Source organism: Colwellia sp. 12G3 (assembly GCF_002836775.1).
Lineage (GTDB): Bacteria > Pseudomonadota > Gammaproteobacteria > Enterobacterales > Alteromonadaceae > Colwellia.
On sequence record NZ_PJAQ01000068.1, the window covers coordinates 360,487 to 377,023 of the forward strand.

The 16,537-nt window shown below is 37.0% G+C and carries 15 protein-coding genes; 10 read left to right on the forward strand and 5 right to left on the reverse strand.

Features of this window, described 5'->3' with window-relative positions; genetic code table 11:
- Window positions 1-31 precede the first annotated feature (31 nt).
- Window positions 32-730 (forward strand): TcpQ domain-containing protein, encoded by a 699-nt coding sequence (locus CXF71_RS19145; RefSeq protein ID WP_101234529.1) that lies wholly within the window; start codon window positions 32-34, stop codon window positions 728-730.
- A gap of 55 nt (window positions 731-785) precedes the next feature.
- Here CXF71_RS19145 and glnE read toward each other — a convergent pair whose 3' ends face one another.
- Complete coding sequence (gene glnE / locus CXF71_RS19150) at window positions 786-3,632, reverse strand: bifunctional [glutamate--ammonia ligase]-adenylyl-L-tyrosine phosphorylase/[glutamate--ammonia-ligase] adenylyltransferase (protein ID WP_101234530.1); 2,847 nt, start codon at window positions 3,630-3,632, stop codon at window positions 786-788.
- A 142-nt stretch (window positions 3,633-3,774) separates the two neighbouring features.
- Here glnE and CXF71_RS19155 point away from each other — a divergent pair, with 142 nt between their 5' ends.
- From CXF71_RS19155 to CXF71_RS19190, 8 genes are all read left to right on the forward strand, one after another.
- The gene (locus CXF71_RS19155; RefSeq protein ID WP_101234941.1) at window positions 3,775-4,752 is read left to right on the forward strand and encodes a hypothetical protein; all 978 of its coding nucleotides are present in this window, start codon (window positions 3,775-3,777) and stop codon (window positions 4,750-4,752) included.
- A gap of 42 nt (window positions 4,753-4,794) precedes the next feature.
- On the forward strand, window positions 4,795-5,697 hold the full coding sequence (locus CXF71_RS19160) for a DUF350 domain-containing protein (protein ID WP_101234531.1): 903 nt from the start codon (window positions 4,795-4,797) through the stop codon (window positions 5,695-5,697).
- Between the two features lie 132 nt (window positions 5,698-5,829).
- Complete coding sequence (locus CXF71_RS19165; protein WP_101234532.1) at window positions 5,830-7,536, forward strand: polyamine aminopropyltransferase; 1,707 nt, start codon at window positions 5,830-5,832, stop codon at window positions 7,534-7,536.
- 423 nt (window positions 7,537-7,959) lie between these two features.
- Window positions 7,960-8,373 carry a YjfI family protein gene (locus CXF71_RS19170; protein WP_101234533.1) on the forward strand — a complete coding sequence of 138 codons (414 nt, stop codon included), beginning with the start codon at window positions 7,960-7,962 and terminating at the stop codon, window positions 8,371-8,373.
- Between the two features lie 49 nt (window positions 8,374-8,422).
- Complete coding sequence (locus tag CXF71_RS19175; RefSeq protein ID WP_101234534.1) at window positions 8,423-9,112, forward strand: PspA/IM30 family protein; 690 nt, start codon at window positions 8,423-8,425, stop codon at window positions 9,110-9,112.
- A 90-nt stretch (window positions 9,113-9,202) separates the two neighbouring features.
- Entirely contained in the window at window positions 9,203-9,844 is a 642-nt protein-coding gene (locus tag CXF71_RS19180; RefSeq protein WP_101234535.1) for a hypothetical protein, read from the forward strand.
- A 12-nt stretch (window positions 9,845-9,856) separates the two neighbouring features.
- Window positions 9,857-10,195, forward strand: coding sequence for a hypothetical protein (locus CXF71_RS19185; protein ID WP_101234536.1), 339 nt, complete (start codon window positions 9,857-9,859; stop codon window positions 10,193-10,195).
- Between the two features lie 117 nt (window positions 10,196-10,312).
- Window positions 10,313-10,570: an Lpp/OprI family alanine-zipper lipoprotein gene (locus CXF71_RS19190; protein WP_101234537.1), complete on the forward strand. Its 258-nt coding sequence runs from the start codon at window positions 10,313-10,315 to the stop codon at window positions 10,568-10,570.
- A gap of 84 nt (window positions 10,571-10,654) precedes the next feature.
- On the opposite strand, the gene CXF71_RS19195 is transcribed toward CXF71_RS19190, so the two are convergent.
- Together CXF71_RS19195 and CXF71_RS19200 are read right to left on the reverse strand one after the other, a co-directional pair.
- Window positions 10,655-11,566, reverse strand: coding sequence for a L,D-transpeptidase family protein (locus tag CXF71_RS19195; protein WP_101234538.1), 912 nt, complete (start codon window positions 11,564-11,566; stop codon window positions 10,655-10,657).
- A 5-nt stretch (window positions 11,567-11,571) separates the two neighbouring features.
- On the reverse strand, window positions 11,572-13,179 hold the full coding sequence (locus CXF71_RS19200; RefSeq protein WP_101234539.1) for a CYTH domain-containing protein: 1,608 nt from the start codon (window positions 13,177-13,179) through the stop codon (window positions 11,572-11,574).
- 295 nt (window positions 13,180-13,474) lie between these two features.
- Between CXF71_RS19200 and CXF71_RS19205 the strand changes: the two genes are divergently transcribed.
- Window positions 13,475-14,080 (forward strand): TIGR04211 family SH3 domain-containing protein, encoded by a 606-nt coding sequence (locus CXF71_RS19205; protein WP_101234540.1) that lies wholly within the window; start codon window positions 13,475-13,477, stop codon window positions 14,078-14,080.
- 76 nt (window positions 14,081-14,156) lie between these two features.
- Here CXF71_RS19205 and CXF71_RS19210 read toward each other — a convergent pair whose 3' ends face one another.
- Together CXF71_RS19210 and CXF71_RS19215 are read right to left on the reverse strand one after the other, a co-directional pair.
- Window positions 14,157-15,242 carry a glycosyltransferase gene (locus CXF71_RS19210; RefSeq protein ID WP_101234541.1) on the reverse strand — a complete coding sequence of 362 codons (1,086 nt, stop codon included), beginning with the start codon at window positions 15,240-15,242 and terminating at the stop codon, window positions 14,157-14,159.
- A gap of 36 nt (window positions 15,243-15,278) precedes the next feature.
- Window positions 15,279-16,364: a glycosyltransferase family 9 protein gene (locus CXF71_RS19215; RefSeq protein ID WP_101234542.1), complete on the reverse strand. Its 1,086-nt coding sequence runs from the start codon at window positions 16,362-16,364 to the stop codon at window positions 15,279-15,281.
- Between the last annotated feature and the right edge of the window lie 173 nt (window positions 16,365-16,537).

Here is a 16,537-nt window from a genome sequence, read left to right on the forward strand (position 1 = left end):
AAGTAATGATAACAAAGGTGTTAATTAATCGATGAACTTTTGGCTACGGAACATTATTTTAGCGATTTTTCTCACTGCATTAGCGGCGGCTTTTTTTGCAAACCAAGACTTTTTGCTATCACTTGATGGATCCTCAGAAAAAGTTGATAAAAGTACAATTCAAGCCACTAAACCTACTTTAGCTATTCAACCTAAAAATACTGAAGATAAAGTTGTAAAAGTTCAACAAGGAAAAACTTCAACCAATGCTGCGGCGTTAGGTTTGTCTAAGTTTTATGCAAACTTACATGGCGATATGAATGGCAAGGGCCCAAAGATTCGTAACAATATCGTTTACCTTCCCGACCCAAAAGGTGACTTAGCTAAAATATTGCAAGCGAGAGAAATGGTGGTGCGTCCTTATCGAGATAATTGGCGTGGCAGTATTGAGTCTAGGCCTTTTCGAACTGGTGAAACCTTAAATCAAAAACTAGCTGAGTATTCTGAAAAAGATGGCATAGATTTAATTTGGTGGCTAAATCGTGATTATTTAGTGAAAGACCCGTTTAGAATAGAAAAAGACATTTTAAAAACCTCTTTTCAAGTAGCTAAAGCTATTGAAGGGCATTTTGAGTCAGGCCTTTCTATTTTCTTCTGTAATCGTCAGCGCGCTATCGTAGTCATTGAAAGTGCCCCTCACCCCTTTTTGGATGAGGAATGCATTTCTCTTGCGGGTGAAAACCCTTATTAATCTACTTACCAATTAATATGACCAAGCAATCAACTTACCTTATTAATCGTCTGTACTAATCAATAAGGCGTTTTTGCCAAATATCAGTAATAGCACCTTGCCCTGTTACCTTTTGCCTATCGATTAATTGTCCTGCATTTTGCATTGCCGCTTGATGCCCTAGCGCTCTTAACTTTTGATACATATTACTTAACTGCTGTTGTTCAATTTCTTCCAATAAGCCCAGTTTCAATAAACATTTAAATATTCCTAAATTATCACAAAAATTCATTAACTCATGACATTGATGGGCATGTGCCAGTACTAAAAACTGAGCAAGAAATTCAATATCGACTAAACCGCCCTTTCCCTGTTTAATATCAAAATGTGATTCACTTGATGTACCTAAATGGCTACGCATTTTTTCTCGCATAGTGATAATGTCGCTTTTAAGTTCGTTGAACTCTCTTGGTTGAGATAAGACATCTTGACGAATAGTAATGAACTGTTGGTGAAGTTCATCATTCCCATAAATCATCCGAGCTCTAACTAACGCTTGATGTTCCCACGTCCAAGCATCTTCACGTTGATATTGAGCAAAAGTATTTAAATGTACTACCAACAGTCCTGAGTTGCCTGACGGCCTTAAACGCATATCTAACTCATATAAAATCCCACTATTCATACGGGTGTTGAAAATATGCATAATACGTTGTGCCAACTTCATGTAAAACTGGCTTGCTGGTAGTGATTTACTGCCGGTTGTCACTTCATCAGGCTGACTATGATGAACAAACACTAAATCTAAGTCTGAGCTATAACCTAACTCTACCCCGCCAGTTTTACCGTAAGCAATAACACCAAATCCTTTTTCCTTTACGCCATCTAAACACGATGTAGGCACACCAAAGCGTTCGCTAACTTGTTGCCAAGCAAGGTTTATCACTTCAGATAAAATGGCTTCAGCTAAGGACGTTAAGTGTTCACTGATTTTTGCTACCGGTAATACATCAGCAATTTCTGCCGCCGCAATACGTAATTGTTGTGATTGTTTAAACTGACGAAGAGACTCCATTTGTGCTTCAAGGTCCTCCTCTGGAATTCTTAACATGCGCTCACGCAACTCTACCGCATAAGATGACAGTTTCGGTGGGTTATGCAGTAACTTGGGATCAATAAGTTCATCAAGTAAAATAGGATATTTCGCAATATAATCTGTCACCCAACTACTGGCTTGGCATAAATGAATAAGTTGCTTTAACGCGCCTTCATTTTCAAAAAGTAGCTCTAGGTAGGCGGTACGGGTCACTATTTTACTAAAGACTTGCAATACTCTAGCTAAAACTTGTTCTGCCATTTCATTTTTCTGTAATCGACATAAAAGTAGCGGGATTAATTTATCTAAAACCAGTCGACCTCTATTACCTAAACTGCGTTTACCTGTGTCCTCTCTAAAATCATGCAGTATTTGCCAAACCTTATCACTTTGCCAAGCAATAGCTTCTTGATCTAACCAAGCGATAGATTCTTCATCACTCCATCGGCTATGCCACAGTGTTACCCAGTGTTCGTCTGCCGCTTGATGATTTGGACTATCAAGTCCAATGAGTAAATCAAATTCTTGGTGAACGCCAGTCATATGCTTGGCTAAAACAACTAAAAAATCTGCCCAGGTATCAATGGCAAGCACCGCTAATAATCGCTGCTGATCAAGTTCATTATCGGGTAATGTTTGCGTTTGCTTGTCGGCTAATGCCTGAATAATATTTTCTACACGTCTTAAGAAACGGTAAGCGTTTTCTAATACGGCTTTATTCGCTTCATTAATTTCACCCGATGCAACCAGTTTAGGCAAAACAGTTAATAAATTGCGTTGCTGAAGCTCTTTTACCCGACCACCTCGAATCAATTGAAAAACTTGTACAATAAACTCTATTTCGCGAATACCGCCAGCACCAAGTTTTATATTATTGATTAATTGCTTGCGACGTACTTCTTGAGCAATCATCATTTTCATGCGGCGCAAACTATCTATGACACTAAAGTCAATGTAACGTCGATAAACAAAAGGCCTGAGCATACTTGATAGCTGTTCATGGTATTTAGATTCACCAATAACCCTAGCTTTCAACATGGCGTAACGCTCCCAATCACGCCCTTGCTCTTGGTAATAATCTTCCATAGCATTAAAAGTCAGCACCAGTGGACCACTGTCACCAAAAGGGCGTAAGCGCATATCTACTCGATAAGCAAAGCCATCGCAAGTTATTTGATGTAGTGAAGCAATGAGCTTTTGTGCTAAACGAGTAAAGAACTGTTGATTATCCATGCTGCGACGACAGCCTTGAGTTTCTCCACTTTCGGGGTAAGTAAAAATCAAATCAATATCGGAGGAAAAATTTAATTCTTTACCACCGAGTTTCCCCATGCCATAAACCAGTAAAACTTGCTGCTCTCCCTGCTTATTGGATGGAGTACCCCACTTTTGCTGACAAAAATTAGTGAGCCATTCTAAGCTGGCTAAAATAAGCTCATCTGCTAACGATGATAATCGCGCTAACGAGTTGTCTAAGCTAATATTAAACACTAAATCATCAAGCGCTATTTTAACCATTTGTTGTAAGCGAAAGTGTCTAACAATTCGATGTAGTTGCGCTTCATCAATGCAGTCGGTTAATTGTTCAAGCAACAGGCTTTTATAGTCTGGTAACACTTCTTGGGTTGGTTTTTTAAAAAGCTCAATAACAAGCTCAGGAGCTTGTAATGCGCTGTTAAGAATAAAGTCACTTAACGTAATGGCTTGCTTAAAAGCGTTAAGTTGCACTTCTGATAACACATCACATGCAGTGCTATGTTGCTCGATAAAGTGTTGCCAATTCGTTATTTGTTGTTGTTGTAAAAGTGGGGAAAAGGATAATGTCACAAGAATTCCTTATATTATGCAAGCGTTGCCTATAGACATAATATGTCGTTAATGGTATTAATTGACAATTGTCTATGCTTAGTCGCTAATATTAATTTATTTATTTCGATAACATAGCATTTTTGAGGAGATGATGGCAGAAATGCACTTACTAAAAACACCTTTTTTATTACTCTTGATCATAATTACAACGCTTAGCTTAGCTGGCTGTGGTGATCCCGTGAAAGAGCAAATCGAACAGCAACTACCTATTACTGAAAAAAGAGTGACTCAGTTAGGTGATGCATTAAACAATGGTCAAGTACGCAATGCCAGCTTAATCAACCAATACGCTGATAAAGTAATGGTTAATAAAGCTAATTTAGCACCATTGATCAATGAATTTCGTAAAGATGCTTCCACTGATGGCCCTATGTATAAAGCGCTGTTAGATAGAATTAATACCGCTAAGACTCAGCCACAAATGTTTGAATCTTCGCAGGCGCTTTATAATGAATTACTTAATATTTACCAAGCGGCAGACCCCGTCCTATATTCTGACGCATTAAGTGATCCTCTTAATGTATTGGCGGATATGTCTGATGGTCAACTGCCTCGTATTAATTCCTTATCAAAATCACAAAGTCAGCAAGCTAATAATGCTCAAGACTTTGGTACTGGTGAGCAGTTAATTGGTAATCCCAGTTATGGTAACTGGCAAACCGGTAGTAATGGTATGTCTTTTTGGGCTTGGTATGGCATGTACTCAATGATGGGTGACATGTTTGGTCGCCGTACCTATTATAATGATTGGGGCAGACAACGTAATTATAGCTATTACAACGATTATGGCAGAACACGTTACAGCTCCCCTGGTCAATTAAAGAATCAAACCTCACTTGATACCCGCACTAAAAAATCATTTAGTAGTCGCGGACAAAAGTTTACTAGCCCTTATAGTAAAAACAGAACGGGATCATCAAGCTTATCAGGCCAAAGTAAAACAGCCCAAACGAGTTCTAATCGCTTTCGCACCAATAGCATAAAGAAAAGCAGTTATGCCACTCCGTCTAAAAGTAAGAATTCTAGTTTTAGAAACTCAAACACCAACACATCACGCGGCTTTAGACGCGGGAAGTAACGAATAAGTCGACAATAAAAAAAGAATAGGAACAACAAAATTATGAATACATTCATCGAACTCGTTGGTGTTAATCAAGACTTACTCGTTTATTTGGCTATTGATGTTTCCATAGCTATCTTGCTATTAGGTGCTATGCGATTCCTTTCAGGAATTACTGCTAAGGTAAACAGTACAGAAGAGTTGGCCAAAGAAGATAACTTCGCTTTTGGCATCAGTGTTGCGGGTAGCGTATTAGCACTCGGTATTGTACTTACTGGCGCGATTTCGGGAGAAGCCGCAAGTAGTTACTCAATGGAAGCTATTGGCATGCTGGCATACGGCGGGTATGGTTTATTACTTATAAAAATTGGTCGTATTATTCAAGATAAAGTAGCGCTACAGCACTTAGATAAAAATGCGCTAATTATAGAAAAAAATCTTACCATTGGCATTATTGATGCCGCGGGCGCTATTGCCACTGCGATAATTATTCGTGCAGTCTTACTTTGGGTAGACGGACTAGATTTTAGTACATTTATCGCTATCACAAGTGGCTTTATTGTAGCTCAAACCATGTTAGTCATCGTCACTCGACTTCGTGAGCAGCAATATGCGAAAAACAATCAAGAAGATTGCCTGCAAGAAGCCTTCAGCAATGGGCAGCTTGCTTTAGCCATTAGATATAGTGGTCAAGTAATTAGTACGGCTTTAGCGGTGACTGCTGCCAGTCATTTCCTAACCTATAGTCCTGAAACCTTAGTTGTTAACTTACTTGGCTGGTTAGTGTTTGGTATTGTCATGACGTTGATCGTAGGTCTACTAACAGCCTTAGCTAAGCGTATTGTGCTTTGGGGGATCAATTTAGTTGAAGAAGTTGATCAACAACATAATATAGGTGTTGCTAGTATTGAAATGGCAACCAGTATTGCTATTGCCTTAATATTAACGGCGCTTATGGCCTAATAACATCAGTTAGTGAATAAGTTCACCGCTATTGTGCTTTTAAGCGCTGGCGGTGTGTTTTATTAAAGACTCTTTAAATTCCATATTTTATCTCCCTATCCCACAAATACTAATTATTAACGATTAACTTATATGCCACAAAACACTTTACCCCAAGAAAAGTCTCACCTACTCGACGATATCTTACTTATTTTAACTATGGCAGTTTTAGCTGGTTGTGGACTGATTTATGAGTATTTGCTCTCTCACTACGCTGGCCGAGTGTTAGGCGTAATGGAAAGTACTATTTATACCATGATCGGGTTAATGATAGTATCTATGGGACTTGGCGCTTTTGCTGCCCGAAAAGTACGCTGTGCCTTTAATGGTTTTGTCTGGCTAGAACTTATTATTGCCTTAGTAGGTAGCTCAGCCATTTTGATCATTGGCGGTTTAATTGCTATTACACAAATATTCCCACAGCTTATTGCTGATATGTTATCACTTCCGCCAGATATGAAACCACAAGGTGGACTGTTCAAACAGTTAAGTTGGTTAGCCTTTAAAAGCCCGTATTTCTTTGGTGTAATTCTCGGATTTTTTATCGGCATGGAAATACCATTAATTGCTCGCATTCGAGAGAGTATTCATAAACAGCATCTTGCCAATAATTTAGGCACCATTTATGGCGCAGATTATGTCGGTGCCGGTGTCGGCGCTGCTATTTGGGTCATTTTTTTACTGAGTATCGATATTAGTAAAGCCGCAGCAATAACCGCAAGTTTAAATCTTATTGCCGGTGCGTTTTTTATTCTTCGTTATTGGCAGCATCTTAATTGGCGTAAAACCTTTGTTGCTTTACATTGTGGTTTAGCCTTAATCATTGTCTTAATGTTTAGCTATGGTAATCAGTGGCTTAATCAGATGAACAGCCTACTCTATCTTGATAAAGTCGTTCATACTGATAAAACTCGCTATCAACAGCTAACTTTTACTGAGCGTCATATGGGGCTTGACCAGAACAATATAATCAATTTTTATTTAAATGGTCGTTTACAGTTTTCGTCCATCGATGAACATATTTATCATGATTATCTTGTAGCGCCAGTTATGGCCGGTTCAGCACGACATGAAAACATTCTTATTATTGGTGGTGGTGACGGTTTAGCCTTACGGGATGTTTTAAAATACAACCCTAAAAACGTGACCTTAATTGACTTAGATAGTGAGTTAATAGATATATTTAAACAGCCAAAAAACCTGGTAAATCCTCGTTTAGCGAGTCAAATATTACAATTGAATAAACAAAGTTTACAGGATGATCGTGTCACGATTATTCCCGCAGATGCTTTCATTGCCATTAATCAATTATTAAAAAACCGACAAGTATTCGACGCCATTATTGTCGATTTACCCGATCCAAGCCACCCTGATCTTAATAAACTTTATTCGGTAAATTTTTACGCTCGACTTAAGCTATTACTGTCAGGTGATGGTTTAATCGCGATTCAATCAACTAGCCCGTATCATGCAAAAGACTCATTTATTGCTATTGGCAATACTTTAGCAGCCGCTAAGTTTGCCCATGTAGAGCAATACCACGATAACGTACCAAGCTTTGGCGAATGGGGTTGGACCATTGCCTCTAAGAGTGGCGCGAGCCCTTTAACCAGATTAAACAAATTAACTAAGCTCCCAGTAGCGCATCAATGGTTAAATTTGGCTATATTAAAGGCGGCCTTTATTTTCCCAAATGATTTTTATCAAAACAAAGAAAATATTGGTATTAATATATTAGGTAGCCATACCATTTATCAATTACATCAAAAGGCTTGGCAAGACCAGCAAAACTTAAATTAAGCCTTAATACCCATATTATTATTTAGCGTAATCTTAATAATAATTACAAATAGTTTATAAAAACACCTTGACATAATATGTCAAGGTGGTAAATTTAACTCAGACGACATAATATGTCATCTTATACCAAGTTGATTGAGTTCTTTCCCACTCAGCGAAAATTAAAAGGTTTATAGGCAAGGCATTGATTGAAGATAATGGTTATTCCCTTGTCAAAATCAATAACGCAGTATCTAAACCTTTTAAATTCGCCCTTTGGGAGCTTGCTCGATAAGCACTAACATCGTTAGATTTATTGAGTTTAGAATGACTAAGCCTAAACAAATCTTCCTTGTTATTGAATATCGAGCACAGCTCTGAGTTAGGAAGAAATTTAATCAAATTGGTATAATTTTCACTTAAGAAAGGAAGGATAGGAAATACATGAATATTCATACTATAGCCGATCACTTAAACAGCTTGGCAGATAATTCAGACACAGGAATGAGCTTTGATTGCCAACCAATATCTGGCGAAGTTGACGTCCTACAAATTAGTATTTTAGGCCGTGAAGAGTTACCCGTTTTTGTTTCAGTAACTGATGATCAAATTATTTGTATCAGTTACTTATGGGGAACAGAAGAAGTTAAGCCCGAATGTATTAATGCAATGCATGAAAGCATGTTAGAAATGAATATCCCTATGCCCTTATCATCATTTTCAAAAATTGGTGATAAATATGTAGTCTTTGGCGCTTTATCTATTAATTCAAGTTTTTCTGATGTTGAACATGAATTAGCGGTATTAAGTAACAATGCCATTGAAGTGATTGATGATATGAGTGATTACTTACTTTAGTTAAAAGCTAATTAAGAGTCATTTTGATTACCCTAGTTAGGAGTTAATAATGAGTATATTTAAAAAAATTATGACCGCAATTCGCGGCGGCGCATCAGAAGCTGGTGAAGCAATCATTGATGCTAATGCTACCCGTATTTTTGAACAAGAAATTCGTGATGCTGAAAATCACCTTACCAAAGCAAAACGTGACTTAACAGGCGTTATGGCTGAACAAATGGCAGCAAAACGTGAGATTGACCGCTTAACACGTGAAATTACAGAGCATGAAGGTTATGTTGCTCAAGCACTTGAAAAGGGTGATGAAACCTTAGCACTTGCTGTCGCAGAAAAAATTGCTAACTTAGAAAGTACTTTAGCTGATCAACAACAAGCCCACGATAGTTTCAGTGGTAGCGCTGATCGTTTAAAAGACTTAGTTAAGAAAAGTGAACGCCAAGTTGCTGAACATAAACGTCAACTTTCTATGGTTAAAACTACTGAAAGTGTGCAAAAAGCGACATCAGCAATTACCGATAACTTTTCATCAAGTAACTCTAAGCTATTAAGTGCGAAAGATTCATTAGAACGCATTAAAGCGAAGCAACAGAAATTTGATGATAAAATGAAAGCTGCTGAACTACTTGATTCTGAAGACTCAGATACTTCATTACAAGCGCAATTAAAAGCCGCTGGTATTGGTTCACAAGATAACAGTGCAAACTCTGTGTTAGAGCGTTTAAAAGCGAAGCAGAAGTAGCATTCATTGCAAGCCAGCTAAAATTTAGCTGGCTTTGTATTTTGTACAAATGCGATATGAAAAAATGCCCACCTTCTATCAGGTAGTCCTATGAGTTTTTTTAAAAAAATATTTAATAAATCATCTAACGCGCCAAGAAAATTAACACAAGTTAATCAATTATTGGTTGGTGATATTATTGTTTTAACCGATAGCTTTGCCTTACCGGAATCATTACGTGGCCAAGAATTTCAAGTAAGTACCGTTAATAGTTATGAGTTTGAACATAAGGTGCAAACTGAATGGGCCTTGATGGGTACTAACGCCCTAGAGATATTTTTAACACTCGAAGTAGATGATATTACCGAGCTAAAACTATCATTAAAAATTCAACATGAAGATGTCGAAACCTTATTTGATTTAGAGCGTTTTTCCGAAGTCTTTGATGAGCCAGGAGAAGCATTTTTAGAGAGAAAAGCTGATTCTACCATCACCAGTATGTGGAGTAGCGGGCAATATCAACAAAGCGTATTTGCTAAAGTTGGATTTTTTCACCGCAAAGATCATCGTAGTGAAAATCTATCGGCATATGAAGGAAAAGATAGCGGCGAACAATTTGAACTCTACAGTCTTTATAATGAAGACCAAAGTAAAGGCGTTGATGTTGAAGTATGGCAAGATGGCGACACTGAAGTTTGCTTAACTTTATTTAGGCCACTTAGTGATATAATTGATATGTACCCAGCAAGTTAACCGGAAAGTAATATGGCGCGAAAAATCCCCGAGAAATGGCAATCATCTGTTAAAGCAATAAAAGCAGTGCAAGTCGCTTTTGATATGGACGAAAAGATCCAACTATCTATTCGTAAGCAGGCGCTTGATGCTGGTTTAAGTCCATCAGATCAAATTCGTGATATTTTAGGGTTACCAATAAATAAAAGACCTAAGCGGCCGCGTCTAACCGTGAGCTTAGCGCCTAGTGACTACCAACTTCTTGCTGAAAAATATCAACTACAAGCCGAAGATCAACTAGAAATTAAGAAGAAGTTGATGGACGATTTGATTACTCATATAAATTTGGTCAATAAAGACAAAAATGAATAGTGATATCAATAACCATATCGCTATAAAATATCACCATGTAACTGCTTTGTTATAGTTTTTTTTTGTGCCATACTGCTATGAACAGGAACAAATAATAACTTCACATGGGATATCATTATGTTAAAAAAAATTACCGCGGTAACACTAGCATTAGCACTAACAGCTTGTGCCAATACAGATGCACTTGATGAAAGTATTACTTCATTAACGACTAAAGTTGATGCTTTGTCAGTTCAAGTTGCTGATTTAGATGCACAACAAAAATCTATTGCCGCTGATGCACAGGCCGCAAAAGAGTTAGCTGAGCAAGCAGCAAATGATGCTAAAGCAGCTAACGAACGTATTGATAATGTTGTCGCTTCATATAAAAAATAATTGTTTATTAAGCTAACAATAGACATTTAAAAAGCACCTTCAGGTGCTTTTTTAATGTTTATTACAAACAACCTAATTTTTAAATTATTTAGCTAGCTCAATGACTAAACCATTTGGCTTTTCTATAATTGGTAGAAGTTTCTGCCAGTACTCACGTTTAGTACCAACAAATCGTTGCATCGCTTTAGTTAAAATAACATTACCTTTAGTCGCTTCATGATCAGTTAACGGTTGATGTATCTCTATTAGCTGTTTATCACCATTTTCATATGACATTTTCACAGGCTGATTCACCACTCTGACTTTAGTGTTTACAGGTACGTTATCAAAAAGCCACTTAATATCATTATCATACATTCTAATGCAACCTGAGCTAGCACGCATACCAATACCAAAACGTTTATTTGAACCATGAATTAAGTACTCACTTGTTCCAAGACGTAATGCATATTTACCAAACGGGTTATTTGGTCCTGCTGGGATTTCTTTAGCGAGATATTTACCATGCTCAGCAAAGTGACGATCTTGCATTTCTTTTGTTGGTCGCCAGATAGGGTCTTTTCTCTTTTCCCCGATGATAGTACTCGTTAGCGGTGTAGATAACCCTTGTCGACCAATACCCACAGGGAAAACATGTACTTTATTTTCTACTGGTGAAAAATAATAGAGTCGTAATTCAGGTAAATTAATGACTATTCCCTTACGTGTCATAAAGGGTAATAACATTTGAGTAGGGATAATTACCTCAGAGTCAATCTGAAGTAAAAAAGGATCATGTTGGGGGTTAGCTGCCAGTAAAGCTAAAAAACCAACGTCATATTGTTCTGCCAATTGCTGAAAATAATCACCTTTCACTACTTTGTGTATCTTAGGCGTACCAATTAGGCGAGTTTTCACACTACCGAGTTCATAAACAGTTGCCATTAAAGGTTTAACAAATATCAATAAGATAAATAGGCATAGCGAAATAGAGCATCGATTTTTATTTTGTTTCATAATAACTATGGCCAGTAAGGTTTCATTGTTAAAGCTTTAGCTCTAGATTGATCGAGTGCTGTGATTAAATTTTCACTTTTATTGGCTAACCAAAGCGCTAATTTTTTTTCTGGCTTTGGTAAATGTACTAACTGCTGCTGTAATAAACTCAACGATTGCAACTCACTGATACCCTGCTTAATATCAAGCCAAGGCATGTTGAACCGCTTAACGATCTCACTCCCTGATTCAGCGAACAAACCACTGAACCAGCTTGTGGTTAGCAATGCTCTAATCAATAAACTGTGCGCGGTTAAATACAATTCAATTGAAGAACTGTCTTGTGGTTTTTGCAATTTAGCTAGCTCAATATTCAATGCCTTAGTGCTATTGGTTAATTGCTTAGCCGCAAATTCAATTAATAATGAAGAGTTTTTATTTACAGGCGTATTAGCATTATTTCTTTTAAGTAATAATGAGAGCAAGTCTAACTGTAAATTATTAAAACGTTCGCTATGTAGTAACGCTAATACTTGTGATTCATTTGGATAACGGTTTTTACCCAATTGTAACTTAGTTATCAACTCTTGATTAACTAACATTTCTTTTTGATATGAGCTTTGTTTACTCGTTAGCGATTGAATATAAAGTGCATTATCGACCCAATGGATTGTTCTAATAAAATAACTAAGCTCATTGCGCAGCATTATATCATCATCCATTAATAGTTCACTGAACAGCCAGAATCCCTGTCTAAGTAGAACAAGTAATTCACTTATTTTATTCAACTTAGTTAATGAAGGAGTCTCAACGTAACCATCTACACTGTGCTGTAATTGAGTTAAAGAAAATTCGATCCCCTGGCTAAAAGCTTCATTAAGTTGAATTTTTTTTGGTAAATCAATCATAGAGAGTGCTATCGGTTCAACAACTACACAGCTATTAGTCTGTTTATTATCTATATCTGAGCTTAATGCCAAGCTCTCATGATATAAAGCATAACCACGGGCTGCCTTTGTTAACTGCCCTGGTCGTAAAGCTAATTGACTAAATAAAAGCTTAGTTAACAAAAATAATGCTTGAGCATCACCGTTAACTAACTCTAACTCTATTTCATAAATGCGTGGCTTATGGGTATATCCCTGGCATGCTACTTCACCACAATCAAATGCAATCTCAATTTGAGCGTCTGCCAGACTAACAAGCCAAGTATGACGGGTGAAATTAGTAGAAAATAGCTCAATAATTTTTAGTTGTAATTGATTTAAATCGGTATTGGATGGCCAAATGGTATCGGGAAATAGCGCAATAGTAGGTTTATCATCGGTGATGTCGACATTGTATTCTGGCCTTTGGTGTAGACCTGCAATAATGGTTCCTGACGTTTTTATCGTTTGTTCAAAGCGTTCAGCTTCACCTAAACATTGAGTACCACGAGTACGTAAAGCTATTTTATTTTTACGTAAGGTTAGATTAACCGTATCGAAGTAGTGATTACTCAGTTGCTTCTCTTGATGAACAAAGACTAACTCATGCTCAGAGAGAAGCTGGCTTATATTTGTCTGTATCTGCCTTGGTGTAGTCAAATCATTGCTTTCAAGCAAGGAGTACTTTAATTCTATTTCTGTAACCATTATGCCCTAATTAAGTATTTTACTAATCACTTAACAAGCATACCGTTAGTACATCAATATGCCAATAGAGAGTTTTTCCTTATTTGCTGCAAACTTAGGAAGAATAAGACCTATTCTACGACCCCCTTACTAGTAAATAGTAATTTAACTTAGCTATGTATGCCCCTCAAAAGCTAAATTTGCTTTAGGTTTGAGATAGCCTTTGTATGAAGGGATGTCATTCTTAGCTTGCCATCAAAGCTGCAAACACATAATATCTTGTCCTCCTTGATTTATTTACTACATTGGTTTTTCTATGAATAACGTTATTAACGTCATAGCATTTGTTGCTATAACTTTATCTAGCTCGCTTTTTTTATCTGCTCAAGCGGCAGAAAATAATTATAAGCAGGGCTATATCTCAGATGAATTATTCATATATATGCATGCTGGACCTGGTACCAACTATAGAATTTTAGGTACTATCATCGCTGGCTCAGAAGTTAAAATTACTGGCGCAGAAGATAATGGTTATAGTGAAGTTATTGATGATAAGAATCGAGCCACTTGGGTTGAAAGTAAATATGTAAGTACTGAACCAGGGCTTCGTTTTGCTGTTACTGAGTTAAATGCAAAAATAGCCAACAGCAGCGACTTTACTAGCCAACTCGATGGCGAAGTAAATGAACTAAACAGTAAAGTTAACTTATTGACTAATGATAAGAAGAAACTGTCTGCCGAGCTTAAAAAAATGACGACTACATTAGCAGAAACCCAAAGCCAAATTAAAGATCAAGATACCAATATTAAAAAGCAATGGTTTTTTACCGGTGCCTTAGTTTTAGGCATAGGGTTAATCTTAGGCTTAATATTACCAAGATTATTCGCTCGTCGTCGTGGCACTATGGATAGCTGGTCATAAATATATAAGTAAAACGAGTACCTCAAAAACTATTTTTGAGGTACTGATAATAAATCAGCTACAAAAATTTATTATTTTATCCCGCTAAGCTTAAATATTGTTTTGCAATTTGACTTGCTGATACCTTACTAAGAATATCCGTTTTACTTAAGTTAAGTTCTGTTTTCAATACGCTATTAATTGCTTCTGCCAGTGCTTTAGGTTCTCTTCTAGGTACTAAAAAATCACTTAATGGCCCCGTTAATATTTCATCCGGCCCATGTGGGCATGCTGTACTGACCACTTTTGTATTAACAGCGATAGCCTCTAATAGAACATTACCAAAACCTTCATAATCAGAACTAAGCACAAGCGCTTGCGCTCGTTTTATCCAATTGTAAGGGTTAGCCTGAAAACCAGGTAAAATAAGACGTTCTGCCACACCATATTTCTCTGCTAATTTCAGCGCTTTATCTGGGTTATTACACAGTAACACCAGCTTAACTTCTTTTGATACATGAGCTAATGCAGCAAATAAAATATCATGACGCTTTTGTTTTGCTAAACGACCAACATGAATGATATAGGGCTCATTTGGTATTGTACCATCGGCTATTAATGACTTTTGTTGAATATCTTCAATGTCAAATGGGTTGTAAATGGTGTGAATGCTCTTAGGGTGTATTATCTTACCTTGACAAATTTCCTTCTCAATTCCCTTTGAGACTGAAATTAAATTTTTACCCGAAAGATTCTTTTTCGATTTAAGCAAATACCAGTAAGCTAAAGGACCCATTTTTTTTTGTCGGATCAACTCTTCTTCAACACTGTTATGGACAATATAATAGACTGAATCAATGTTACTTTTGGCAAGTAAATTATTACTACGATCTAAATTAGATAACACTAAGTCAAAAGAATTTGATAATTGATATTCAGCAAACCAATGTTCTAGTTTGGCTACACTCGCTTTTATTTTCCAGAACCGATCCACTTTTGAGGCTTTATGGTCAAATAGATAACAGACATTAATACCATCAGGGATAACATAATCACAGCGATTACCTAATGATAAAATGGTGACTGTATGTCCTTGACCAACCAATTCGGATGCTAGACTGATCATCACACGTTCTGCACCACCTCCGGTTAAACCGTCTATGACTATGGCAATATTTTTCATTTACTTATCATCCTGGCTACTATGTTTCTGAGCACTTTATTCTTTAACCGAAGAAAAAAGCAAAGCGATATCATCAACAATGATCTCTAATGCTTTCACTGGCGCTTGATTCTTCATATTGTTAATCATCGTTTGACACTTTTCTTTATCAAGCATGAGCAATGCCTGCTGCACTAAGCTCTCGATGTTAGGCTCCGCAGCAAGTACTAATTGCTTATTCTGACATAGCTTTAATCGCGCGGGTTGATCAGGTGAAACTGGCGCTGCCACACAGGATTTATGTAAGGCTATACATTGCAGTAAGGTATCACCGGCACTAATAACACAACCTTGAGCGTTTGATAACAAGGCTATAAAGTCTTTATTTTCAATGTTTTTCAAACAAATAATATCTTTGTTTTTGGGAAGTTCTTTTGGATAGTTACTACCAAATAACACAACACATTTCATCTTAATTTTACGATTAAAAGTTTGCTGATAAAACTCTTTTGCTGCTTGGTAATAAATATCAGCAGCAAGTGCCCCTTTAATTTTATGCCCACCAGAGCCAGCATTAAAAATAAAATAGTGTTCATTATTTAAGTCGAACTGTTGCAGTAACTGTACTTGGTAGTCATCATTGCTCAGTTCAAAAACTGGCCCTATGTTTTTAGGTGCTTTTTTATTAAAAACGGCTAATTTGACTCGTTGCCAATAACTTAATGATTTAATGCAGTAATCAGGTTGTACTACCCAGTGAATATCGGTGTTTAGTAATCGATTGAGTTTTAATCCACGACTGCGTTTTTTATTGTGTTGAGAAATAAAGGCAACTTTTGCACCAACGGCTTTCGCCTTGTTGAATTGCTTAGCACGACCCGATGCATCAAAAATCACCAAGTCAGGACTCAGCTCTCCAATAATATCGTTAACTCTTGATACCGCTTTGGTAGGTGAGTCTTGGCAGGTGTGAACCGTATAAGGACAATCTTTTAGGTAAGCAACTTGCTCGTTTAAAATAAAGTGTATTTGGACATTAGGCCAACGACATTGCAACGTTTTAGCAATAATTATAGACCGCATGTATTCACCAATACCCGAAGGTGAAGAAACAGGAATGAATAAGACGCAGTTTAGTTCCATTAAAGCAAAACACCTAAAATAAACAGAGGTTGATAATGCCGCTAATTTTACCTGAAAAAAGCATAATCCTCTAACCCCTATGACTGTTTTTTTTGTTACACGAGGCAAAGAGTGGATGAGTTCACTAGCCAACACTGCTACAATCGCCCCAATTTTGTTTCAGCAGCTTTATT